Annotated in this window: 19 protein-coding genes and 1 pseudogene; 16 read left to right on the top strand and 4 right to left on the bottom strand. The window is 34.9% G+C overall.

The genetic code is table 11. The features are described from left to right. Nucleotides 1-56: 56 nt before the first annotated feature. The 3 genes from J8H85_RS14025 to J8H85_RS19065 all read left to right on the top strand — a co-directional run bounded on the left by J8H85_RS14025 (nucleotide 57) and on the right by J8H85_RS19065 (nucleotide 1,671). On the top strand, nucleotides 57-398 hold the full coding sequence (locus J8H85_RS14025; protein ID WP_317195008.1) for a cyclic-phosphate processing receiver domain-containing protein: 342 nt from the start codon (nucleotides 57-59) through the stop codon (nucleotides 396-398). Nucleotides 399-634: 236 nt separating this feature from the next. Next, nucleotides 635-1,291, top strand: a complete 657-nt coding sequence (locus J8H85_RS19070; protein ID WP_209655843.1) for an insulinase family protein — start codon at nucleotides 635-637, stop codon at nucleotides 1,289-1,291. A 44-nt stretch (nucleotides 1,292-1,335) separates the two neighbouring features. Beyond that, nucleotides 1,336-1,671 carry an insulinase family protein gene (locus J8H85_RS19065; RefSeq protein WP_209655842.1) on the top strand — a complete coding sequence of 112 codons (336 nt, stop codon included), beginning with the start codon at nucleotides 1,336-1,338 and terminating at the stop codon, nucleotides 1,669-1,671. A 240-nt stretch (nucleotides 1,672-1,911) separates the two neighbouring features. Here J8H85_RS19065 and J8H85_RS14010 read toward each other — a convergent pair. From J8H85_RS14010 to rhaD, 4 genes and pseudogenes are all read right to left on the bottom strand, one after another. Continuing rightward, nucleotides 1,912-2,087: pseudogene (locus J8H85_RS14010) on the bottom strand (class 1 fructose-bisphosphatase); the annotation flags it as partial. A gap of 27 nt (nucleotides 2,088-2,114) precedes the next feature. Further along, on the bottom strand, nucleotides 2,115-3,434 hold the full coding sequence (locus J8H85_RS14005) for an FGGY family carbohydrate kinase (RefSeq protein ID WP_209655841.1): 1,320 nt from the start codon (nucleotides 3,432-3,434) through the stop codon (nucleotides 2,115-2,117). 136 nt (nucleotides 3,435-3,570) lie between these two features. Beyond that, nucleotides 3,571-5,358, bottom strand: a complete 1,788-nt coding sequence (locus tag J8H85_RS14000) for an L-fucose isomerase (protein ID WP_209655840.1) — start codon at nucleotides 5,356-5,358, stop codon at nucleotides 3,571-3,573. 29 nt (nucleotides 5,359-5,387) lie between these two features. Then, the gene (gene rhaD, locus J8H85_RS13995; protein ID WP_209655839.1) at nucleotides 5,388-6,191 is read right to left on the bottom strand and encodes a rhamnulose-1-phosphate aldolase; all 804 of its coding nucleotides are present in this window, start codon (nucleotides 6,189-6,191) and stop codon (nucleotides 5,388-5,390) included. Nucleotides 6,192-6,301: 110 nt separating this feature from the next. Here rhaD and J8H85_RS13990 point away from each other — a divergent pair, with 110 nt between their 5' ends. The 13 genes from J8H85_RS13990 to J8H85_RS13930 all read left to right on the top strand — a co-directional run bounded on the left by J8H85_RS13990 (nucleotide 6,302) and on the right by J8H85_RS13930 (nucleotide 24,967). Continuing rightward, nucleotides 6,302-7,204, top strand: coding sequence for an AraC family transcriptional regulator (locus J8H85_RS13990; RefSeq protein ID WP_209655838.1), 903 nt, complete (start codon nucleotides 6,302-6,304; stop codon nucleotides 7,202-7,204). Nucleotides 7,205-7,446: 242 nt separating this feature from the next. Continuing rightward, a complete protein-coding gene (gene aldA, locus J8H85_RS13985) occupies nucleotides 7,447-8,886 on the top strand; it encodes an aldehyde dehydrogenase (RefSeq protein WP_209655837.1) in 1,440 nt (479 codons plus the stop codon). Nucleotides 8,887-9,003: 117 nt separating this feature from the next. Beyond that, a complete protein-coding gene (fucP, locus tag J8H85_RS13980; protein ID WP_209655836.1) occupies nucleotides 9,004-10,305 on the top strand; it encodes an L-fucose:H+ symporter permease in 1,302 nt (433 codons plus the stop codon). Nucleotides 10,306-10,323: 18 nt separating this feature from the next. Next, the gene (locus J8H85_RS13975) at nucleotides 10,324-10,491 is read left to right on the top strand and encodes a hypothetical protein (protein WP_209655835.1); all 168 of its coding nucleotides are present in this window, start codon (nucleotides 10,324-10,326) and stop codon (nucleotides 10,489-10,491) included. Between the two features lie 10 nt (nucleotides 10,492-10,501). Further along, nucleotides 10,502-11,239, top strand: a complete 738-nt coding sequence (locus J8H85_RS13970) for a (Fe-S)-binding protein (protein ID WP_209655834.1) — start codon at nucleotides 10,502-10,504, stop codon at nucleotides 11,237-11,239. A 10-nt stretch (nucleotides 11,240-11,249) separates the two neighbouring features. After that, on the top strand, nucleotides 11,250-12,617 hold the full coding sequence (locus J8H85_RS13965; protein WP_209655833.1) for a lactate utilization protein B: 1,368 nt from the start codon (nucleotides 11,250-11,252) through the stop codon (nucleotides 12,615-12,617). Next, complete coding sequence (locus tag J8H85_RS13960) at nucleotides 12,610-13,197, top strand: LutC/YkgG family protein (RefSeq protein WP_209655832.1); 588 nt, start codon at nucleotides 12,610-12,612, stop codon at nucleotides 13,195-13,197. The genes J8H85_RS13965 and J8H85_RS13960 overlap by 8 nt, the downstream gene beginning before the upstream one ends. A 212-nt stretch (nucleotides 13,198-13,409) precedes the next feature. Continuing rightward, nucleotides 13,410-14,624 (top strand): putative glycoside hydrolase, encoded by a 1,215-nt coding sequence (locus J8H85_RS13955; protein WP_209655831.1) that lies wholly within the window; start codon nucleotides 13,410-13,412, stop codon nucleotides 14,622-14,624. A gap of 80 nt (nucleotides 14,625-14,704) precedes the next feature. Further along, nucleotides 14,705-15,943, top strand: a complete 1,239-nt coding sequence (locus J8H85_RS13950) for a putative glycoside hydrolase (protein WP_209655830.1) — start codon at nucleotides 14,705-14,707, stop codon at nucleotides 15,941-15,943. Nucleotides 15,944-15,977: 34 nt separating this feature from the next. Beyond that, nucleotides 15,978-18,263, top strand: coding sequence for a right-handed parallel beta-helix repeat-containing protein (locus J8H85_RS13945; protein WP_209655829.1), 2,286 nt, complete (start codon nucleotides 15,978-15,980; stop codon nucleotides 18,261-18,263). A 21-nt stretch (nucleotides 18,264-18,284) separates the two neighbouring features. Further along, complete coding sequence (locus tag J8H85_RS13940) at nucleotides 18,285-20,999, top strand: glycoside hydrolase family 3 protein (RefSeq protein WP_209655828.1); 2,715 nt, start codon at nucleotides 18,285-18,287, stop codon at nucleotides 20,997-20,999. Nucleotides 21,000-21,189: 190 nt separating this feature from the next. After that, nucleotides 21,190-22,791 carry a putative glycoside hydrolase gene (locus tag J8H85_RS13935; RefSeq protein WP_209655827.1) on the top strand — a complete coding sequence of 534 codons (1,602 nt, stop codon included), beginning with the start codon at nucleotides 21,190-21,192 and terminating at the stop codon, nucleotides 22,789-22,791. A gap of 247 nt (nucleotides 22,792-23,038) precedes the next feature. Further along, nucleotides 23,039-24,967 carry a glycoside hydrolase family 97 protein gene (locus J8H85_RS13930; RefSeq protein ID WP_245243818.1) on the top strand — a complete coding sequence of 643 codons (1,929 nt, stop codon included), beginning with the start codon at nucleotides 23,039-23,041 and terminating at the stop codon, nucleotides 24,965-24,967. Nucleotides 24,968-25,189 lie beyond the last annotated feature (222 nt).

Here is a 25,189-nt window from a genome sequence, read left to right as displayed (position 1 = left end):
AGATAGGATATTTAACTAAAGAGATAGTATTAACTTCTACCATGAATCCGTATAAAATGATGAAAAAACTATTTTTAGATGATGTTCGTACCATAGAGATGGTTTATGATAAAGCAATGGAACCAGAATTTGACATTGTTCGTACCTATGCTGAATTTGTAGATTATATTAAAACCAATGGGCTTCCAACGTATATAAGTTTTGATAATGATCTTGGTTTGGCAGAAGATGGAACAGTAGCACCTGATGGTTTAGCAGCGGCTAAATGGTTGGTTTACGAATCTGGACTCGATTTACGCAGTTTAAAATTTAAAGTTCATTCTGCAAATCCTGTAGCGGCAGAACAAATACGGGGGCTTTTAAATAATTACATAAAGCATTTAAATAGAACGGAGTAAACTCAATTCTGCAACTCTAGGTAAAATACCTTATTTGATTAATCGCATATTTTGAAATATGGTGAAAATGCAAATACTTTTGGAAGTAATCTTATAATGAAGAAATCAATCATACAATAATCGTACAATAATCGAAATAAAAAATCCGTAACATATTGATTTCAATATAATTATGCATTATCATAGGTGCCAGTGGTTTCAATAATATCTCAGATATTGATTTGAAAAAAATTAGCATGGGAAAAACTGTAAGTGTGACGCCTAGAATAAATTATTTTGACGATCTTTTCTCAGGAAGCAGTTCTTCAAAAGATCTTGAGTTAATGATGCAAATGGTTAATTTATATTTCACTAAACCCAATAAAGATGAAAATGTTTTTTCTGCCAATAAAGAAAATATGAAATCTCTTTATAAGGATCAAGATAATAGTCCGGGTACTTATTTTCAAAATATCATAGAAGAAACTATGTCTCAAAATCATTTAAGAGCCATATCGTTAACACAAGAACAAATTGAAAAAGAATTAAATCTTGATAAAGCTTACCAATTCTATAAAGAGCGTTTTTCTTCTGCCAATGGTTTTGCATTTGTGTTTGTTGGAAGTTTTGAAATAGAGGCCTTAAAGAAAGTAACGGCTCAGTACTTAGGAAGTCTTCCTTCAAATTTAAAAGAAAAAAGCACATGGAAAGATACACGACTGCGTAGACCAAAAGGTGTTATCAAAAAAACAGTAACAAAAGGTGTTGATAATAAAAGTGTAGTAGACATGAGATTTACAGGTACACTTAATTATTCTAATGAAGAGAAAGATAAAATAGTTTTACTGGGTAAACTACTTAAAATTAAACTTACAGAAGAGTTACGGGAAAAATGGCTGGTGTTTACGGAGTGAAAGTTTCAGGTTTTACAACCGACAAGCCTTAAGAGTGGTATAGAATGCATGTAAACTTTTCATGTGCCCCAGAAAATGTGGATAAGCTTATTGCTAAAGTTTTTGAAGAGATCAATAAAATAAAAGAAAATGGTGCAACTCCTGAAGATTTAAATAAAATTAAAGAAGCCGAAATTGCAAATGCCAAAGAGTATCTTGAAATTAATGGTTATCGGTCTTATAAATTAAAGGAGGTTTATGAAAGTGGTTTAAATTTTGAATCTATTTTAGATTATCAATCTGGTATAGATAAATTAAATTCAAAAACCTTTCAAGATGCAGCAAATACGTATTTTGATGATAATAATTATGCTGAATTTATTTTGATTCCTGAAAAATAATTTAGACTAAATTATTAGTCAATTAATAATGAAGTTAAAATTGAAAGAGTTTATGACAATTTATGCAAAAATTTGAAGTTAATATAGACCAATAAATATTATTTGATTTTTTTTAGAATTAAAAATAAAAGTAACCTTTTAAGTGCTTGATGCTTAAAAGGTTACTTTTTTGTTATGTGTAATAGGGAAAAGGTTTAAAGACTCGTACAGTAATTGTACAGTTGTAAAGTTTTTTTTGGCTTCCTCCTGTATATTTACATCTCCTGCGCCACCAATTATATCAACTAACCCCGCTTTGTTAACTTCATGATTTACTGTTTTAGCAGCTAACCTTAAGCTATTTAAGAGCTTTGACAGTTCCTCAGTAGAATAGGGGGGTGAAATTGGTTTTTAATAATAAATTCGCCCGGAGTCATTGTTTTTTTTATAAGATAAACTTATTGTTATTGGTTTAAATATTGTTTCATAAGCATTGCGGCTCCAAGTGCACTAGCATTTTTTCCTTTAGGGAATTTTATGGTTTGGTTAGGCATCATCAAAGAGAGGAATTCAATGAAAATTGTGTTCTTTTTAAATCCTCCAGAAATATATATATCTTCAAGTTTATTGTCCTTGTCCAAAATATTTCGGATGCCCTGATGCACTCGGTAGGCTATTTCATAAATTAATTGATAGTATGCCACTTCGTAATTGAAGTATTTATTAAGCTTATATAGTTTTCCTTTAAAATCTTGTGGTATGCCATTAGGAAAAAATACGTTTGTGCCTTTGTTAAAGGTGTTGAGGCACAACTGTTTGTTAATTTCCAACTCTAAATAATGTTCTTTGCCTACATTGAAATATTCACTTATGGCAATACCGTTAATTTCATGAACATGTCCTAAAAACTGCATGGAAGATTTTATTTGCTTTTTATCCGGTGTCATAAAGCACAAACAATCGTTTTTTAACTGATTGGCAGTAAGGGTTTCCTTGCTAAAGGGGTTCATGCAAATAATCCAGGTACCGGTAGATAATAAAATAAACTCTCTGTTAGAATTTGCTTGATTCTCCAGCAGAGGAATTATAGAAGAGGAACTGTCGTGCAAACCTTTACCTACGGCAACTTCCTGTCCGTTTACTATTGATATGGTAGCATTTTTACCGGGTTTAGGTTCTGGTAAATAAATATTTTCTTTTTCTAACCAGCTGTGGTATTGCATATTGTCAAAATCCCAAATAGCAGTATGTGCGCCAACCGATGTGTAATCGGCCGTAATTTTATTTGAAAATAAATAACTTAGAAATTGTGGGTAATGTAAAATGGTTTTTACTTTTGACCAAAAATGAGGTTTGCATTGTTTTAACCAATACATTTGTAAACCAGAGTTTAGCATTCCGTATGCTGGAGACGCCGTTTTTCTTGAGAATTCTTCCACGCCATCATTGGCTTCATAAAAAGGAGTGAAATCAATGTCCAAAGGTTTTAAATAGTTATAGAGGGGCGTGATTCTTTTCCCTTTTTCATCTAAATATACTAAGGTGGCACCGTGGGTGGAAAAGTTAATTGCTTTTATAGCAAATTCATTTTTATCCTGAATGGTTTTAATTTCATTTAGGATCCAACTCTCAATGGCTTCAATGTCATCACATGGATATCCGTCATCGTCTACACATTCTGCAAAGCGGATTGTTTTAGTGTGAACGACATTAAAATCCTTATCAAATAAAAATAGTTTTTTATTGGTTTTACCAATATCAAAAACAGCAATAACCTTTTTCATGTCTTAAAAAAATTAAATGATATACAACTTCCTTTTTGGGTGAAGGAAGTTATTTTCAAATGGAGAGAAAGGAATCAATAAACTAATGAAGTGACTAACCCAAAGACTGATTACAGATTCCTTTCTAATATATTACTTATGATTTAAATCCGTAAAGCGGACCATAGTTAGCGCAAGCTTTATAGTCGGCAGATTCTAAATTTTCTCCAAAAGCCGACCATGCACTTGGACGGAAAACATTCTCATCTGCAACATTGTGCATATTCACAGGAATTCTTAATAAGGAGGCCAAAGAAATTAAATCCGCACCAATATGGCCATGAGAAATAGCGCCATGGTTTGCGCCCCATTTAGCCATTACGGAATATGCGTCTTTAAAGAACCCTTTTCCAGTAACTCTTGGCACGAACCAGGTGGTTGGCCATGTTGGATTGGTTCTTTCATCTAAAACTGTATGGATGTCTTCAGGCAACTCGACGCTCCAGCCTTCAACAATCTGTAATACGGGACCAATACCTTTAACAAGATTGATTCTGCACATAGTTAATGGCATCGTGCCTTTTGTTTTGAATTGCGAAGAAAACCCGCCGCCTCTAAAGTATTCACCAATAGCAGCAGGCCATTTGGTGTTATCCAAACATTTTTGGGCTTCTTCTTCAGAAATATCCCAATAAGGTTTCATAGTCGGGTTCCCATCTTTGTCTGATTGTTGCCCTGTGGCATCTAAAGTGGTAGAGCCAGAATTTATTAAATGTATAATGCCATCTTTAGCAATGCCTGTTAATTTTTTTCCTGTAACTCGCTCCACCGATTCTGGACTCCAGTAGGTTCTTACATCAGAGAATATTTGGGATGTGTTGGTTAATAAATGTCCAAATAACATAGATACAGCATTCAAGCAATCATTTTCAGTGGCAAAAATAAAGGCTTGACGAATCCCGTTCCAATCGAAAGAGGAGTTTAAAATAGATTCGGTAAAATCGGCATTTGGTTGGTAATCCGTCCATTGGCGTTGCCCTTGGAAACCTCCCATAATGGCATTACGTCCTTTAGATTCTTCACCAAAACCTAATTCTTTTAATTTTGGGTTTCCAATCATTAAATCACGACAAATAAGCGTCATTTTAATAACTTTTTCCCATTCTTTATCTTTTACTTCAGCTGATTTTTGAGCTTCAGGACTGTTCCAATCTTTACCTTCTTTACAGTTTTTTTTAGTCCAAGCCAATGCTTTTTTGTATTCGTCTTTATCATAAATACCTTCATCCATGCGGCGTAATAACTCAACCGATTCTACAAATTCAGCACGAACGCCAAAATAATCTTGCAAGAAATTAACATCTACCATCGAGCCCGCAATTCCCATAGAACTGTAGCCTATAGATAAATATGATTTACCTTTCATTTGAGCTACTGCTAATCCAGCTTTTGCAAAACGCAACAGTTTTTCCTCTACATCTTTAGGGATGCTCATATCGCCGGCATCTTGTACCTCCCTGCCATAAATTCCAAACGCAGGTAATCCTTTTTGGGAATATCCTGCCAAGGCAGCAGCTAAATACACGGCACCAGGTCTTTCTGTGCCATTGAATCCCCAAACAGCTTTAGGCATTAAAGGGTCGGTATCCATAACTTCGGTACCATAACACCAACACGGAGTAACTGTTAAAGACACTTCAACACCCTCTCTCTTAAATTTATCAGCACAAGCCGCAGCATCTGCAACACCACCAATAGTAGTATCGGCAATAACGCATTCTACTTTTTCGCCACTGGGAAAACGTAAGTTGTCTTCAATTAATTTAGCGGCCGCTTTCGCCATATCCATACATTGTACTTCTAAAGATTCTCTTACACCTAGTTCACGACCATCAATCACTGGTCGAATGCCTATTTTGGGTAACCTGCCTATTAGTCTATTCATTTTAGTCTGTTTTTTTTGGTTTAGTATTTTTATGTGAATTGTTCTAATTCCTTTAATTGGGTGTCAGATAATCCTGCAGGTTTGAACCCTGCAGCCCAACTCATTAATAGTAGTTTTGCGCCTTTGTTGGCAACATCTAAATAATCCCAAGCTTTTTCTACGTCTTCGCCAGTTGCTGTAGCACCGTGTTTTTCCCAAAGAGATACATTCCTGGTTTTAAAGGCTTCAATGGTAACTTTAGCCAATGCAGCAGTGCTTGAAAGAGCGTAAGGTGTACAGTGAATACCTTTTGGAACGAAAACACGTACTTCAGGGCACATCATCCATATTTGCCTGTTCAATTCTTCTTCATTATCAAACAAAGGATGGTGGCTCATCACAATTAATTCTAGCGGATGTGTATGTACAATTGCCAAGTGTGTTGGATTGTTTTCAGCATTAAAAAGATGAATACTTGAATGTGAAATCAATTCGCAAGTTGGCCCAAAACCGTCTCTTTTGCCACCCCATATTATGGTGTAACCTGTAGCTTCTTCATTGATGTATAAAATGCATGACGCTTCTTCTATACCATCAATCAGACTTCTTAAGTAACATCCCGTACCAGTAATAAATAAAACAAATCCTCCGCAACCTTTGGGGAAATCGAAAGGTGTGAATTCTTTACCGTTGATTGCTTCGCTAACCTCCTCATTTGTAAAAAAAGAGGTTAAGTTCATGGAAATGTTTCCTGCATTTCTTTCAGCCCATTCTCTTTGCCATAAATAACCGGCAACTTTAGAGATTTTCTTTAGTTCGTTTTGTACTTCAATTGGAAGTTTTATGTCGCTCATAAAAAGATGATTTTTTAATTATTCCTGTGGTGTAAAATTAGATATCGCTATATGAAAAAGAGATATTTAAAATTTGTATATTTGTGTATAATTTAAACATGCTTCTAGAAATGAAATTTGTAAATAAGATAGAATTAGGGGATCCTTCGTCTAAAAAGCAAAATTTTATAGATTTTAAATTGAAGATGTTGTGCTGTAGATATTGGTACCTGGATTTATGGGACTGTCATGATATGGTGTTCCCTTTTTGGCGAATTTATTGGAATAAAAATGAGGGTGGCCAACTTACTTTACAGGATGATGTTTATAAAATGACTCCCGACTATATATATATTATTTCCCCTTTCACATCGTTTTCCACACGTTATTTAAATCATCATGAGTTTGATTCTGGAATTCATGTTTCGGGTAAAAATTTAACAGAAAAGCATAATGAAGCTTATTATGAAAGTAAGTATCTTATTCATTTTTTTACTCATTTTAATCTTGGAACTCCGTTTGATAATGTGTTTCCTGGTATTTTTAAAATTGAATTAACCGATCATTTGAGAGAGCGTTTGAATTATTTGACGGAAAGATTAAAGGTTGAAAATCAAAATTTTAAATTGACTTTTAATTTGAAATTACAATCCTTTGTTAAGGAAGCTATTTCCAATATTGGTGCCGAATTATGGAAGACTATAAATATTGATGACCGTGTATTGTCTGTTCACCGTTTTATAGAAGCTAATATTGGAGAGAAATTGAGTAATTCAGAATTGGCTGCTCTGGTAAACATGGCGCCAAATTCGTTTGCAAGGTTGTTTAAAGATGAAATGAATATCACCTTACATAACTTTATTCAGAATAGAAAAATAGCAAAAGCATGTGAAATTTTTGAACATACTAACGAAACCATTGAAGGCATTTCATATAGATTAGGTTTTTCAGATAGGTATCATTTTTCAAGAGTCTTTAAATCGATTACCGGTATTTCTCCGGCCCTTTACAAATCCGGAAGGTATACTTCTTAATTTTTTCACGATAAAACATTTTTATAGATTTATGTATAATTCAACCATGTTTAAATTATACATAAAGTAGTTTGATATGGATAAATATTTTATTCGTATAGCTCTCTAGTTTTGTAATTCAACAAATACCTTTTTTTTAAACACCATATTTAGATTTGAAATTTGATGGTGTGTCGAGTTAAGTTTTACTAAGAAAAGGATTTTTTGTTGTCAACTAAACAAGAATAAAACAAACCATTATTATGAAAGAATTTAATCAATACATCAACGGAAAATTCGTAAAATCTACTTCTAACGAAACAACAGAAGTTTTGAATCCATGTAACGAAGAGGTTTTGTCTATTATCCCAAAGGGTTCAGTTGCAGATGCCAATGCTGCACTAGAAGCGGCACAAGGAGCACAACATGCTTGGAAATCACTTACTGCTATTGAAAGGGCTGGCTATTTGAATAGAATGGCTAATGTAATACGTGAAAACCGAGTGTTTTTAGCCGAAACTTTGGCAAAAGAACAAGCAAAAGTAATTGGTTTAGCTCAAGTTGAGATAGATGTAACTGCAGATTATTATGATTATAATGCAGGTTGGGCAAGACGAATTGAAGGAGAGATCATTCAAAGCGATCGTAAAAAAGAGCATATCTTTTTGCACAAAGCACCAATTGGAGTAGCAGTTGGTATTTGTCCTTGGAACTTCCCATTTTTTGTGGCTGCACGTAAGATTGCGCCATCTTTAGTAACTGGTAATACTTGTGTGCTTAAACCAAGTTGTATTGCGCCAAATACTATCATGGAATTCATTAAGTTGATTGAAAAAATAAATTTACCAACAGGGGTTTTAAATGTTGTTTGTGGAACAGGGCCAGTTGTTGGAAACGCGTTAACAACAAGCCCGATTACAGGTATTATAAGTTTAACTGGTAGTGTGTATGCGGGTCAAAAGGTTATGGAAGCTGCCTCTGCTAATCTAACCAAAGTGTCGTTAGAATTAGGTGGCAAGGCGCCGGCTATTGTGTGTGCCGATGCAAATCTGGATCTAGCTGTAAATGCCGTGGTGTCTTCAAGAGTTATTTTTAGCGGACAAGTTTGTAACTGTGCAGAACGTGTGTATGTTGAAGATTCTATTTATGACGAGTTCATGGCAAAGGTTACAAAGAAAATGAGTGAAGTAAAAGTGGAAGATGCTTTTTCAGAAAACAATCCTGATATGAGTAGTATGGTGTCTAAAGCACAGTTTGATAAAGTTTCTGAAATGGTTGAATATGCAAAGAAAGAAGGTGCTGAAGTATTATTGGGCGGTGGACGTTCAACTAATTTTGATAAAGGTTATTTTTATCAACCAACCTTATTGGCAAACGTAAATCAAAACATGCAAATCATGCAAGAAGAAGTGTTTGGGCCAGTATTACCAATTATGAAATTTGGAACTTTAGATGAAGCTATTGCTTTGGCAAATGATAGTGAATTTGGATTGACCTCCTCAATATTTTCTGAAAATTTCAATAAAGTGATGCATGCTTGCGATCAATTGCAATTCGGAGAAACTTACGTAAATAGAGAGCATTTTGAAGCTATACAAGGCTTTCATGCTGGTTGGAAAAAATCAGGCTTGGGTGGTGCCGATGGTAAACATGGTATGGAAGAATATCTACAAACCAAAGTAGTGTATGCACAATACAGATAATTGATTTTTTAAAATCAATCTTAAATTTATTCAAAAACATACTATAGTTAAAATTTAAATATTTGACTATAGTATGCTTTCATTTTTACTATTAATATTAATTCCAACTAAACCAAAATGAAATCTACAGAAAAAGTACCAGTAGTATCAAAAGAAGTACTCATTCCTTTTATCTTAATTACATCCCTGTTTGCATTATGGGGGTTTGCAAACGATATTACCAACCCAATGGTAGCTGCTTTTGGTACAGTTATGGAAATATCAACAGCAAAAGCAGCATTAGTGCAATTTGCATTTTATGGAGGTTACGCCACTATGGCTATTCCCGCAGCACTTTTTGTTAGAAGATATAGTTATAAAAAGGGAATTCTTTTAGGATTGGCGCTTTATGCTTTTGGTGCTTTATTGTTTTATCCAGCAGCAAAGTTTGAAGTTTTCGGATTCTTTTTAGTCTCTCTTTATATTTTAACTTTTGGTTTGGCATTTTTAGAAACAACTGCAAACCCTTATATTTTATCAATGGGAGATGAGCGTACTGCTACCAGACGCTTAAATTTAGCGCAAGCTTTTAACCCTATTGGTTCTCTTTTTGGAATGTTTGTAGCATCAAAGTTTATTCTAACGGCCTTAGATTCGGATAAAAGAAATGAAATGGGTGAATTGATTTTTACCACTTTAGATGAAGCTAAAAAAGCGGTTATTAGAACACACGATTTAGCAATTATTAGAAACCCATATGTTATTCTTGGAGGTGTTGTTATAGCCATGTTTATAGTTATTTCACTCGCTAAAATGCCTAAACGAGGTAATACCGACCACCATGGACCTGCATCAGAGTCTTTTAAAAGATTGTTTAAAAACGGTAAATATCGCGAGGGTGTTTTTGCCCAATTGTTTTATGTGGCTGCACAAATTATGTGTTGGACATTTATTATACAATATGCTGATAATTTAGGGATTTCAAAAGCAACGGCACAAAATTATAACATAATTGCTATGGCAATCTTTTTGTCAAGTAGGTTCATAAGTACTTTTTTAATGAAATACATAAACTCAAGAAAATTACTAACCATATTTGCTATTGGTGCCATGATAACCACGTCTGGAGTTATTTTAATTGAAGGTATGATGGGGCTTTATTTACTTATTGCAACATCCGCATTTATGTCCTTAATGTTTCCTACTATTTATGGTATTGCACTAAATGGATTAAGCGAAGAAGATTCAACGTTGGGAGCGGCCGGTTTGGTTATGGCTATTGTAGGCGGTGCTTTAATGCCCATTTTACAAGGGTTGATTATAGATCAAGGGGCCATTGGTGGTTTTGCGGCGGTAAATATGTCTTTTATATTACCATTTTTATGCTTCTGTTTCATAGCTGTATATGGTTACAGAACACTTAAAATTCATGCTTATTAATTTTAAAAAGTCAAGGATATGGAAATTAACGGAAAAAGAATTGAGAAATTAGGTTTTAAAGCATTTAAAAAGGGGTTTTATAATGAATGGAAATCTTTAACCGATGCCTTTAAAAAGGAAAATGACATCTCTTTAAACGAAGCATCCGAAAAAGCTTTTAATGAGTTGTCAACTAAATCATCATAAAATTGCAATTATGAAAATAGGATTGTTCATTCCTTGTTACATCAATCAATTATATCCGCAAGTTGGTAAAGCCACCTTGGAACTTTTAGAAAAGTTGGATGTAGAAGTGGTATATCCTTTAGGACAAACGTGTTGCGGACAACCCATGGCGAATTCTGGATACGAAAGGGAATCTTTAGGAGCTTGTAATAATTTCGTTGAAAAATTTAAAGGATTTGATTATATCGTGACACCTTCCGGAAGTTGTGCCTATCACGTTAAAAAACATTTTGATATTATTCCTCAAACAGCAGAAGTAATAAAATTGAGAAAAAATGTTTATGAACTATGTGATTTCATATTGAACGTATTAAAAGTGAAAAATGTAGGTGCTCGATTTCCGCATAAAATAGGCATTCATAAAAGTTGTCATGGTTTAAGAGGATTGCGACTTGGATCCTGTTCTGAAAAGGTGACGGAAGAATATTCATATATAGGTGAATTATTAAAAGAAGTTTCAGGTGCAGAAATAATTGAATTAAGCCGACAGGATGAATGTTGTGGTTTTGGGGGAACATTTGCGGTTACCGAAGAAGCTATTTCCGTTAAAATGGGCAAAGATAGAATCCAAGATCATTTAGATAACGGTGCAGAAGTTATAACGGCAACCGATACGTCTTGTTTGATGCATTTAGAAGGATTGGTTACAAGAAATAATCAACCTTTAAAAATACTTCATATTGCTGAAATTTTAAACAGTGTAAATTGATCAAAAGAAAATGAGTCATTCAAAAGCAGCAACAATATTCAATAAAGACGAAAAAAAAGTTAATTGGCACGACAAAGCCCTTTGGTTTGTACGTCATAAACGCGATAAGTCGGTACATTCTGTAGAAGGGTGGGAGAACTTACGTAATTTAGGACAAGGCATAAAGGCGCACATGTTGTCTAATCTTGATAATTATTTAATTCAATTTGAAGAAAAGGCTCTAAAAAATGGCGTTCAAGTCCATTGGGCTAAAGATGGCGATGAGCATAATAAAATTGTGCACAGTATTTTAAAAGAGCACAATGCAAAAAAAGTAGTTAAAAGTAAGTCGATGCTGACTGAAGAATGTCATTTAAATCCTTTTTTAGAGGCTGATGGTATAGAGGTTATCGACACCGATTTAGGAGAGCGCATCGTACAATTAGCTAAAGAACCGCCAAGTCATATTGTATTACCTGCCATTCATAAAACCAAAGAGGAAGTAGACGAATTATTCCAAGAACATTTAGGAACGAAACCCTGTGGTGGAGATCCGCAATATTTAACGGGCGAAGCGCGTAAACACCTTAGAGAAAAATTTGTAAATGCAGACGCAGCCATTACAGGTGTTAATTTTGCCATTGCAGATACAGGAGGTTTTGTAGTGTGTACTAATGAAGGTAACGCCGATATGGGAGCGCATTTAGCGCCAGTGCATATTGCTTGTATGGGAATTGAAAAAATTATCCCAAAACAAGAACATCTAGGGGTTTTTCTAAGACTTCTAGGGCGCAGCGCTACAGGACAACACATTACAACCTATTCATCGCATTTTAGAAAGCCTCGTGAAGGTGCTAAAATGCATATCGTTATTGTTGATAATGGCAGAACCGAGCAGTTAAGTCGTCCAGATTTTAGAGCCTCCTTACAATGTATCCGCTGTGGTGCCTGCATGAATACCTGTCCGATTTACAGACGTAGTGGCGGACATAGTTACGACGCGACCATTCCAGGCCCAATAGGTTCAATTTTATCACCAGGAAAAGATTTAAAAAAGCATAGCAGTTTGCCTTTTGCATCTACTTTATGTGGATCATGTTCAGATGTATGTCCTGTAAAAATCGATATCCATGCGCAGTTGTATAAATGGCGTCAAATTATTACTAAAGAAATGAAGCAACCATTTGTTAAGAAAGTTTCTATGGAAATGATGGGCAAAATGTTCGCTAAACCATCGCAGTTTGAAAAAGTTGGAATGGTAGCCCGTTGGTCTTTACGTAATTTACCTAAAAGCGTGATTAATTCGAAACCAAACGTTTGGGGTAGAGAACGCGACTTGCCAAAAGGCCCTAAAGAAAGTTTTGATGAATGGTATAAAAACAGAAAAAAGAATGAGTAGTAGAGCAGATATATTAGCAAGGGTAAAAACGAATAAACCGAAGCTTTTAAATATTCCAAACATTGCTTTAGATGTTTTTGAAGACGGTCGAGACCTATTAAAAGAATTTACGGTTAAAGTTGAAACAGCAGGTGGTCAAGTATTTGAAACGCAATCAAAAGACCTGGTTGTTGGGGAAGTCCAAAAGTTGTTCCCGGAAGCCAAAGTTAATTTTTCAACTTTAGAAAACACTGAAGATTTTAATACCATTAATCTAGAGGCAATAAAAACCCCTCATGATTTAGAAGATTTAGATGTTTTAATTGTTGAAAGTAATGTTGGGGTTGCCGAAAACGGTGCTATTTGGCTTAATGATGCTTTATTACCAATGCGTATTTTACCGTTTATTACAAAACACTTAGTTGTTATTTTAAAAAAGGACGATTTAGTAACTTTTATGCATCAAGCATACCAAAAGCTAAATGGTGAAGACACTGGGTTTGGTGTTTTTCTATCTGGTCCTTCAAAAACCGCTGATATCGAACAATCTTTAGTTATTGGTGCCCATGGCGCATTGAGTTTGTCGGTGTTTTTGGTTTAGACAGCAAAAAAATAAATATTTAAAAAAAGCTTGAACTTCTTGTTTTAAGCTTTTTTTTTGCCCAAAAACGCCTTTATTTTTTCAGATTTAACCAATTACTTGTAAAGCACAAAAAGAGTAATAAAATGATTGATTAAAGAAACGCGTTACCATATAAAACCGCTTCTTTTGGTTAAAAATCAATTTATTTACAATACTTATAAGTGATAAAAATGAAACAAATTAGCATCCTTTTATTAATTGCCCTATGTTCTTCTTGCCATGTTTTTAAAAAGAACACGACACATATTTCAGAAGAAACGCCAACACAAAAAACTTTTTTAATAAGTGATGGTAGTAAATTCGAGCCTAAAAATTCATACCCAAATTTTAACTGGAACGTTACGCCTCAATATTGCATGTTTGGTGACGGTACTAGATTATTAAGTTCTAAGGAAGTGAAAACAATAGCAGCTAAAACAAATTTTATTTGTATTGAAAAACATCATGCTCATAAAGCTGTTGGATATGCCGAAATTGGAGCCAAAGAAGAAATTGCTGCTTTTAAAGCTATAAATCCTAATATTAAAGCGCTTTTTTATTTTAACTCGGCTTATGCTTGGCCGTTTACTTCTTATAATGAGAATTTTAAAAAAAATAAAATTGATGATTATCCAGAATTGAAGAAATTCATATTGGTTAATAAAGAAACAGGAGAACTAGTTCATAGAAATAACACACTCTGTTTTGATGTGTTAAATCCTGAATTTAGAACGTGGTGGGTAAAAACAGTAGCCCAAGGCGTAAAGGATTCTAAAGCAGATGGCGTTTTTATCGATCAGATGCATGGCTTCGTGTGGTTACGAAATGATAGGAAAAGAGAAGTAGAGCAGGCTATGGGTGAGATGATGCTGAATTTGAAAAAAGCTATTGGACCCGATAAAATCTTATTAGGTAATAATGCATCTGGAGTAAAAGATGTTTTTCCTGCAATAGATGCAGCTATGTTTGAGCATTATAATAACAAAAAATTAAGTAAAGAGAACCTACTTGAAGAATGGGGATATATGCTAGCAAATGCCAAAGCAGGAAAAATATCTGTTTTTAGAATAGGGGTAGAGGCTGAAAAAGAAGAGGCAAGTCAAACATTAATAAAAGGATCAACTGGTACATCACTTGAAGGGTTGTCCAAGGAAAGATTAGAATATTATCAAGCCTGTTTTTTAATAGGTGCACAACCGTACTCTTATTTTCAATATGGCTGGGGCTGGCGTTTACATACCGGGCCTTTGGTAGATTATCCAGAATTATTAAAACCACTTGGAGCACCAAAAGGGGCATATAAACGAGTAACAGAAAATGGATGGGAATTTACTAGAGAATTTGAACATGCTTCGGTTTGGGTAGATACTGAGAAAATGCAGGCAAAAATTGAATGGATTAAATAATAGCAAACAAATCAAGTTACTCAAGCCATGCACTTGAGAAAATTTGGGTGTAAAACCTTCGAAGAAAAATATAATTACTTATGAAGTATAAATTGGTATTAAAAAAAGAAAATATGGTCGTTTTTAGTATGATAATTACTTTATTAAGCTGCTCTGGTAATGAAGGGCCGCAATACGAAAACACAGAAGAAATAGATACCGGTACATCTGAATTGATGATAAGTGATGGTACGTTGTTTGAACCCAAGAGTTCTTACCCCAAATTTAATTGGGGCACGACACCTCAATACAGTATGTTTGGAAATGGAACAAGAACATTAACGGAAGCCGAGGTAGAAAACATTTCAGGAAAATCTAGTTTTGTTTGTGTTGAAAAGGATCATGCCAGATCTGTGCTTGGTTACGCAGAGGTAGGAACTAAACATGAAGTAGAGGCTTTTAAAAAGCTTGATCCAGAAACTAAAGTGCTTTATTATTTTAATTCAGCTTATGCTTGGCCGTTTACTTCTTACAATGAAAATTTCACAAGAAATAAAATTGATGCGTATCCTGAACTTAAAAAGTTTCTTATTGTAAATGAAACTACAGGAGAATTAGAGCACCGTAACAATATTTTTTTCTTTGATGTATTAAATCCAGATTTTCGTGATTGGTGGGTTAAAGCTGTTGTTGCTGGAGTAAATTTTTCTGGAGCCGATGGTGTTTTTATTGATCAGATGCATGGTTTCGTTTGGTTGCGTAATTCACAAAAGGTTGAGGTGGAAAAGGCCATGGGCGAAATGATGTCGAATTTAAAACAAGCATTAGGCGCAGATAAAATTTTGTTAGGGAACAATGCATCAGATGTGGAAGATGTCTTTCCAGCAGTGGATGCAGCCATGTTCGAGCATTATAATGCTCAAAAATTGTCTAAAGAGAACCTTCTTGAAGAGTGGGAGGATATGCTAAACAACGCCAAAGCGGGAAAAATTTCGGTATTTCGTATCGGTGTTGAAGCAGAAGGAAATCCAGCAATAGATGGTTTAACTGGGGAGGAAAGGGAAATAGCCCTAGAACAATTATCAAAAGAGCGCCTAGAATATTATCAAGCTTGCTTTTTAATAGGTGCTCAACCCTATGCTTATTTTAAATATGGTTGGGGATGGCGATTAGAACGCGGACCCTTGGTAGATTATCCTGAATTACAAAAACCAATTGGATCTCCAAAAGGCGCTTATAAACGACTTGTTGAAAATGAATGGGAGTTTACTAGAGAGTTTGAACATGCTTCTGTTTGGGTAAATACAGAGACTAAAGAAGCTAAAATCTCGTGGAAATAAATTAATTAATACGTATTGTAATCCTTTGTGAAACATGAGTAAGTTAATTAAAGAATATAGTGTTTTAAAATATCATTTTACTGTTGTTACACAGGTTATACTTGTTTTAGTTTTAATGCTTTTACTAGTCTCTTGTTCAAAGAATTCAAAAGATAAAATCATTAAAGAAATTTATGTCTCGGTAGAAGGGGATAATTCGGGAAATGGTAGTATTACAAATCCTTACGCCACTCTTCAAAAGGCAATAACAGCCTCTAGACATTTTAGAAAAAATGGTTTTGAAAATCCTATAATTATATATTTACGAGAGGGTCGTCATCAACTAAACGAAACCTTGGTTTTAAGAAATGAAGATGGAAGATCTGAAAAATCTGAGCATGTAACCCTAGATAGCTATGGTGCAGGAGAAACTACTCTGCCAACACATTTAACTATTTCAGCCTATCCTAATGAACATCCGGTGCTTAGCGCTGGTATGCCGATTACAGGTTGGAAGTTATTGAAAACGGCTCCATCTGAACTACCATCTAATGCGATAGGTCATGTATGGGTGGCTGATATGCCTGAAGGATTAGAAAAATTCTACACGCTTTATGATAGTCATGGCCGTTTAACTAGAGCAAGAAATGAAGGCTTTGCTCCAACACAAAAGGGCGATAAAAAACATATTTATTTTCCAAAAGGAGCTCTGAAAAATAGGGATAACATTGAGGATATAGAAGTTCAAGTTAGACCTTATCGACCTTGGGTAATTAATATGCTACCACTTAAAAACGTTGATGAAAACAAATTAGTAGCTGAAACGGGTGTTTCTGCGACCTATACAATAGATAATTTACCAGCATGGGTTCACAATCCTACGGGAGCAACTATTTGGGTTGAAAACAGCATTGAAGCATTAAACGAGCCAGGAGAATGGGTAGTAAATACTAAAACGCGAAAAATTTATTTGTGGCCTAAAAACATAGGGCCAGAAGGAAAACCTCAAGGGATATTAGCTCCAACTACTAGCGAACTTATTCGGGTTGAAGGTCAGATTGATTATAATGGTTCAACCGATATCCCCGTTAAAGGAATTGCATTTAAAGGGATTACATTTACTCATGCCGACCGATTGGCTTGGACAAATGATGAAAACCGCTTGGGTTGGGGTATGCAGCATGATTGGGATATGTTTGATAAACCTTCAGCCATGATTCGATTTCGTGGAGCGGAAGACTGCGTAGTAACAGATTGTAATTTTCTAAATTCGGGAGGTTCTGGTATCCGATTAGATTTATATGCACAACGTAATCGTATAGCCAATTGTGAATTTGCTCATTTAGGTGAAGCTGGAATTTTGCTTGCCGGTTATGGAGCAGGAACAAAAGATGTGAATCATCATAACGATATTACCAATAATCACATACATCATTTTAGTGAGATTACTTGGCATTCTCCAGGGATTTGGGCTTGGCAAAGTGGCTCTAATCATATTGCAAACAATTTTATACACCACAGCGGTTATGCAGCTGTAATGATTACTAATAGAGTAGAGCCTAATAGAGATTTAAATGGAGAAGGCGGTAGAACTATTAGGCAGAATGAAATTCCGGAAACAGTTAAAGAAAATACGATCGAAACCTACGAAAACTGGAAGATTCGTGAAAAGTACAACCATTCCAGACATAATGTTTTTGAATACAATGAAATTACGCATAGTGTGCAATTACTATCCGATGGGAACGCCATATATATTTCAGGAGCGGGAACAGGTAATATTATTCGCTACAACTATATACATGATAATTTAGAGCATTCCTTCCCCGCAGCTATTCGTTGTGATGACGACCAACATGAAACTTTAATTTATGGAAATATCCTAAATAACAATTACGGTTTTAGCGCAGGAATCGCTTCAAAAGGGGTAAATGATATTATCAATAATTTTATTGTTAATCCAATATCTTCTCCTAAATGGGGGTATGTGAGTTTTGAGTGGGTTAGCGTAAAAGGTTCAAAAGTACATCATAATATTATAGTGTCACATCCTTCAGAAAGTATAGCATACGGAGAAAGACCTATTCAAAGAAGTGAAGATGGGCAACCATTAATTGTAGAAACAGACATGGATTCTAACCTTTATAGTCATCCAACAAATCCTTCTTGGATGGATGCACATTTTGCGAAAATGCGTAAGGTTGGAAAGGAGCAAAATAGTGTTTTCGCAGAGCCCATGTTTGTAGATGCATTAAAAGGAGATTTCAGGTTCAAAGCAGAAAGTCCAGCTTTAGAAATAGGCATCGAAGCATTGGATGTGTCTAAAATGGGATTGCAATAAACTTTAACTATTAAAACTTTTATGAAACTTAATTTATTAACAGGATTACTAATTTTAATAGTTCTTTCTGCTAGCGGACAAAGCGTATCAAACGCAAACAAAAAGTTCATGGATACTAGTCTAGATTTTGAAACACGATCTAAAGATTTGGTTAGTCAAATGACACTGGATGAGAAAATTGCTCAATTGGGTGATAGGTCGCCTGCAATTCCGCGTTTAGGGGTTCCAGAATATAACTGGTGGAATGAATGTTTGCACGGGGTTGCCAGGTCAGGAAACGCTACCGTTTTTCCTCAAGCCATTGGTATGGCGGCTACATTCGATACAGCAATGATGACGAAAGTAGCCGATATTATTAGCGATGAAGCTCGTGCGAAATATCATGAGGCGATTCGTAATAAGAATTATGGTAGATATTTTGGCTTAACCTTTTGGTCGCCAAATATCAATATATTAAGAGATCCTCGTTGGGGGCGCGGACATGAAACTTACGGCGAAGACCCATACCTTACAGGGCAAATGGGTATGCAGTTTGTAAAAGGTTTACAGGGCGATGATTCTAAATACATGAAACTTGTAGCTACACCCAAACATTTTGCAGTACATAATGGCCCGGAACCAGAAAGGCATGTTTTTAATGTTACCCCCAATACACGGGATTTATGGGAAACGTATTTGCCTGCATTCGAAGATTTAGTTGTTGATGCAAAAGCATATTCAATAATGGGGGCTTATAATCGAGTAGATGGGGAATCGTCTTGTGCTAGTTGGTTATTACTCGAAGATATTTTACGAAATAAATGGGGCTTTAAAGGTTATGTGGTTTCCGATTGTGGTGCGATTAGAGATATTCATAAGTTTCATAAAATAGTGAACACACCAGAAGAAGCCGCAGCAATTGGCGTTCGAAAAGGTTGCGATTTAAATTGCGGATCGGTTTATCAAACGTATTTAAAGAATGCGGTTGCATTGGGTTTAATTGATGAAGGTGAAATCGATTTGTCGGTATATCGTTTGGTATTAGCAAAAATGAAATTGGGTATGTTCGACAAAGCTGAAGATGTGCCCTTTGCAAACATTCCTATAGAAGTTAATAACAGCGAGCCTCATAATCAAGTAGCCTTAGAAATGGCTCAGAAATCAATGACTTTGTTGAAAAATAATGGGGTTTTACCATTAAATAAAAGTAAGATTTCAAAAATAGCCGTTGTAGGACCCAATGCTGATAATATTAATGCCCTACGCGGAAATTATTATGGCACAGCTTCAAATCCTGTTTCAGTCATAGAGGGCATCAGAAAAGCAGCAGGAAATGATGTGGAAATTAGTTATTCACAAGGAATATCGTTAGTTACGGCTGAATTGGTTAATGATAAATACAATGTTATTGATGGTAAATATTTATTTACAACAAACAAAAATGGGAAGCAAGAACAAGGTCTAACAGGAACCTATTACAGGAATAGAAATTTAAAAGAACAGCCCGTATTTCAAAGAATTGATCCTGAAATTAATTTTGAATGGTCGCCTACTAGTTCACCTACTACCACAGCTATTGCTCAGGGTATTTTAACGGAAGATAAAGCTATAGATATCGACCGATTTTCTATTAGTTGGTCTGGTAAGTTATTAGCACCAGAAACAGGTAAATATATTTTAGGAGTAGAATCGGATGATGGTAACCGACTTTGGGTTGATGGCAAACCAATAACAGATGCTTGGCATAATAATGTTATGGCAACTTCTTTAGCCGAAATTCATTTAGAAAAAGGACAATATTATGATATTAAACTAGACTATTTCGAGAATATGGGCAATGCCAAAGTCAAATTGGTATGGGTGCTTCCAAGCCAAGAAGATGAAGCGATTAATACAAACCCTTATGAGCTTTCAGATAAAACCTTAACCGATGTTAAAAATGCCGATGTAGCTGTTTTTGTTGGAGGATTAGATGCTACTTGGGAAGGTGAGGAAATGAAAAGTCGCACAGGTGTTACTGGATTTAATGTAGGAGACCGAACAACCATTGAATTGCCAGAAATTCAGTTGAATGCACTAAAAGCCATGAAAAAAACAGGCACCCCAATAGTGTTTGTTTTAATGTCTGGTGGTTCCATTGCATGCAGTGGTCTAGAAGATGAATTGGATGCTATGTTAATGGCTTGGTATCCTGGACAGCGTGGAGGAGATGCTGTGGCCGATGTGCTATTTGGTGCTTATAATCCAGCAGGAAGATTACCCGTAACTTTTTATACTTCAACTAATGAATTAGCCGATTTTAAAGATTATAACATGCGAGCGGGTAAAGGATTTACTTATAGATATTATACTGGAGAAGCATTATTCCCTTTTGGCCATGGCCTGAGTTATACCAATTTTGAATATTCTAACTTAAGTGTTAATAAAAAAGTATTAAATAGCTCGGAGAAACTTTCAGTATCAGTAAAAATTAAAAATACAGGAAAATTTGATGGTGAAGAAGTGGTACAGCTTTATATTAAAGATGTTAAATCAGATACATGGATGCCCGTAAAACAACTACGAAAGTTTGACCGTATAGCTCTTAAAAAAGGTGAAACAAAAACAATTTCGTTTGATTTAGACATCAGTAAAGATTTCCGCTATTACAACCCCATGTTACGCCAATATGAGGTAGAACCTGGCGATTTTGAAATTCAGGTGGGTGCTTCAAGTAAAGATATTCGTCTTAAGAAAATCGTTACTGTTAAGGAGTGAAAAATCTTTTTATTCCGACATGAAAATTCATATAATTTATTTTATCAAGTTAGAGTCGGAAGAATTACTCTTTTTTGGTATACAAGATTAATAAAAACTAAAGTATTAGAGACAAATAAGACCAAGAGAATTTATAAAATAAAATCTAGTGATGGATTTTAATAACTAAAAATTAAAAATAACTAAAATTATGAAAAGACATTTGCATTTTTTAGGACTAAAATACACTATTACACTTATAGCTATTTTATGTACACATATTTCTAGGTCACAAACCGATTTTATGGATTATTTGCCTCAGCATTTATCTCATCTCGACACTTATACTTGGGATAAAGTTCAGCGAGGAGTTTTGGTACGTTATCGTCATGATCCCCCATTCCCGAGTGAGGCTGTTGATATTATTGCCAAAAAATGTATGTTTATTAATCTTCAAAGTAATCTCACACAGAGTTCAAGAGAAGATTTCACAATTCCTTACCCCAAAAGGATTTATAGATTTACTTATAAAAATTTGGTAAGACATTATACGGGATTAGACACGGTATTTTCAGATGTTCCCGAGTGGTTTATGTATAATGCTGGAGGGTCTCCTAACGTCTATCTAAACACAGTGCACCCATATTATAATTTGCTAAATACCAACACAGAATATTTTGGTAAAAAAATACAGGAATGGTGGATAAGTGATATGCAATCTAGAATAGATGATCAGGTGCCTGGTCATGTAATGTTTGTTGATGCACTAACCGATGCAATTAGAATTGGGCAGGGAGCTGCGCACGGTGGTTATGACTATTGGGGAAACAAAATTGGTGAAGATCCTTATTATGATAATAGTTATACTGAGGATTATTTAAAACCATTATTAGCTTCCATTCGAGATGAATTTGCCGATAAAATGATTATAACGGGTAATTTCTTAAAACCGTGGTTCTTGCCCGATGGAAATTATAGTTATGTGAAGGATTATGCCCATTGTAATTATATAGAAAATTTTGAACGCTATGGGGATAGTTATACAGAACATCTAAACACAGGTATTGAACTTTATAAGACCATTAGCGAAGACGGTAAAATGACTTTTTTTAATATGTCAATTGAAAAACCCACACCTGCACCAACACTTACCATTGAAGAAATGCGAACAAAAGCTTTGGATGCAATGCCAGAGTTTTATAGCTCCTTACCTAACCAAACGGAAAAGGATGATTTGGCTGAGCTATATGCGTATTTTGAATTTAGACTCGCTATATTTCTTTTAGGAGCCAACGAGTATTCTTATATGGCATATCAGAGTACTCCTATTGCTGATGATGCTGGAAAAGATCTATTTAGAACAATCCCTCCATTCCCTGAATTTGAATACCCTTTAGGCGAACCTCTTGGTGCTGCTATCCGAAATGGCGATATATGGACCCGAGAATTTAAACACGCTTCAGTTTGGCTTGATGCAGCAAAAGGTTTAGCCAAGGTAGATTGGGAATTTAAATCATTAGGTGTGGCTTCATTAAATCTAGAAGACCATCAGTTGAAGGTTATTCCTAATGTGATTAACCAAGATACTTATGAGGTGATAATTCAAGGCGTTCCTTTTGATCAAAAGGATATTAAACTTTTCAACCTTAATGGTCAACTAATAAGTCAAAATTTTTCGTATGTAGATACATATACTGGCGATGACGGAAAGAGATATAATAAATGGAAATTATTTGGTTATCAAAACGGCCTCAGTAAAGGTATCTATATCATTAAATCCGGACATTTAAATACTTACCTAATTGTTAATTAGAATAGTAAAAACATGAATAATAGATGTTTATTTTTCTAGTTGAGGCTGTCTTATATTTTTCCAAAAAAAAATAAAAGACAGCCTCATTACTTATTTAGAGTACTATAAATGCTCTGGAAAAACTAAGCAAAATAATTTTAAGTCAGACAACAAAGAACTAATTTATAAGAAACAGGTAGTTTCATTCAAAAAAAAGAATTTTATAACAATGAAAAAAATAGCATTTATCTTACTTACCCTATTTCTGATGGTACAACAAATTTATTCTCAAACTTTTGAAATAAAATCTCCGAATAAAAACATACGGTTACAGGTTGTTGTTAATGGTGAAATCTCTTGGTCTGCCTCACTTAATGAAAATGTAATAATCAAAGAAGCTAGAATCGGAATGAATTTCTCTTCAGGACAAGATTTTGGTACAAACTCACAAGTAAAACGACATTCAATAAAAGAGTATTCTTCGATAATCACTCCTGTTATACCTCATAAAGATGCTGTAATTAAGGATGAATTTGTTCAATTAACACTTACATTCAAGGGGAAATATCAGCTCAAATTTCGTGCATACAATGACGGTGTGGCCTACCAATTTGCTGATGAGAGTACCAGTGACAAAAATGTAATGGAGGAAAAAATGTCCTTAACTTTTCCTGAGGGTGCAAGATCGTTTTTTCCAAAAGAAAACAAAATGTATTCACATAATGAACGCCTCTATTTAAAAAAATCATTAGTTGAAATAGCGTCTGATGAATTTTGCAGCCTGCCAGTAGTTTTTACTACAGATAATGCGAAAGTTCTGTTTACCGAAACAGCACTTCATGATTACCCTGGAATGTTTGTAAAAGGGAATGGAAGTACGACTATGGATGCTATCCACCCAAAATTTGTTCTTGAAATAGACACTAAGAAAAAACAAGATCGACACCAAACCATTACCAAGGAGGCAGATTATATTGCTAAGGTATCAGGGAGTAGAGACTATCCTTGGAGAGTTTTTATGATAAGTGATGACGACCGAACATTTGTAGAGAGTAATCTTACTTTTCAATTATCCAAACCGCTAGCTATTAAGAATACAGAATGGATTAAACCAGGTAAAGTAGCTTGGGATTGGTATAATGCTAATAACATTTATGGAGTGGATTTCAAATCGGGTCTGAACACAGCTACTTATAAATATTATATTGATTTTGCTTCATCTAATAATATTGAATACGTAATACTTGATGAAGGATGGACCAAATCAACCACTAAAATCCTTGATTTTAATCCTGATATAGATGTGCCTGAGTTGATCAGGTATGGAAAAGAGAAAAATGTAGAAATTATTCTGTGGGTTCTTTGGAAGCCATTGGACGCAAACCTTGTTCAAATTCTTGAAACTTACAAGAGTTGGGGAGCAAAAGGAATTAAAGTAGACTTTATGCAACGAAACGACCAATATATGGTTAACTCGTATGAAAAAATAGCTAAAGAATGTGCAAGGCTCGAGTTGTTGGTTGATTTTCATGGATCTTTCAAACCCTCGGGTTTACGAAGAGTGTATCCGAATGTTGTTAACTATGAAGGCGTAAAGGGAAGCGAAAATAATAAATTTAGTAAAAGTATAACCCCAGAACACAATGTAACCATTCCTTTCATAAGAATGGCTGCTGGCCCAATGGATTATACGCCAGGAGCTATGATTAATAGGCAAGATGCCGATTTTCAGATTAACTTTGAACGTCCTATGAGTCTTGGAACACGTGCACATCAGGTAGCTATGTATGTTGTTTATGAAGCGCCTTTACAGATGCTTTGCGATTCTCCTTCTATATATTACAAAGAGCAAGAAACGGTTAATTTTATCTCACAAATCCCAACAATCTGGGACGAAACGATTGTGCTTCATGGAGCAATTGGAGATTATATTGCAGTAGCCAGAAGAAAGGGGTCTAAATGGTATATAGGAGCAATGACAGATTGGACTTCAAGGAAATTAGAATTGGATCTGTCTTTCTTAAAAGAAGGGAACTTTAAAATGGAGGTGTTTAGAGATGGTAAAAATGCGAACCGATTTGCAGAAGACTATAAAATAGACATAATAGAAGTAAATAAGGATTCTAAAATCACTGCAGAAATGTCTGCTGGAGGCGGTTGGGCCGCAATAATTTCAATTAAGGACATAAATAAATAAAAAAATCACAAGTCGTTATATTAACTATAAAACAAGTCATGCATTAATAGGGCTAAAGCCTGAATAGAGTACGATTGAACTAATCATTCTAATTGATGCTCCTGAGGGCTTAGACAAAAGCTCTAGAACATGCTTCGGTTTGATACGTAAAAGCAAAAATCATTCGGTTGTAATTTATTGTTTAGAGTAGTAGTTCCTTTTTAAGATTTAAAGCCAATTTTT

It is taken from the genome of Mariniflexile gromovii, from assembly GCF_017814435.1.
GTDB lineage: Bacteria > Bacteroidota > Bacteroidia > Flavobacteriales > Flavobacteriaceae > Mariniflexile > Mariniflexile gromovii.
The sequence above is the reverse complement of the archived record's forward strand: the minus strand, read 5'-3'. Positions and strand labels throughout refer to the sequence as shown.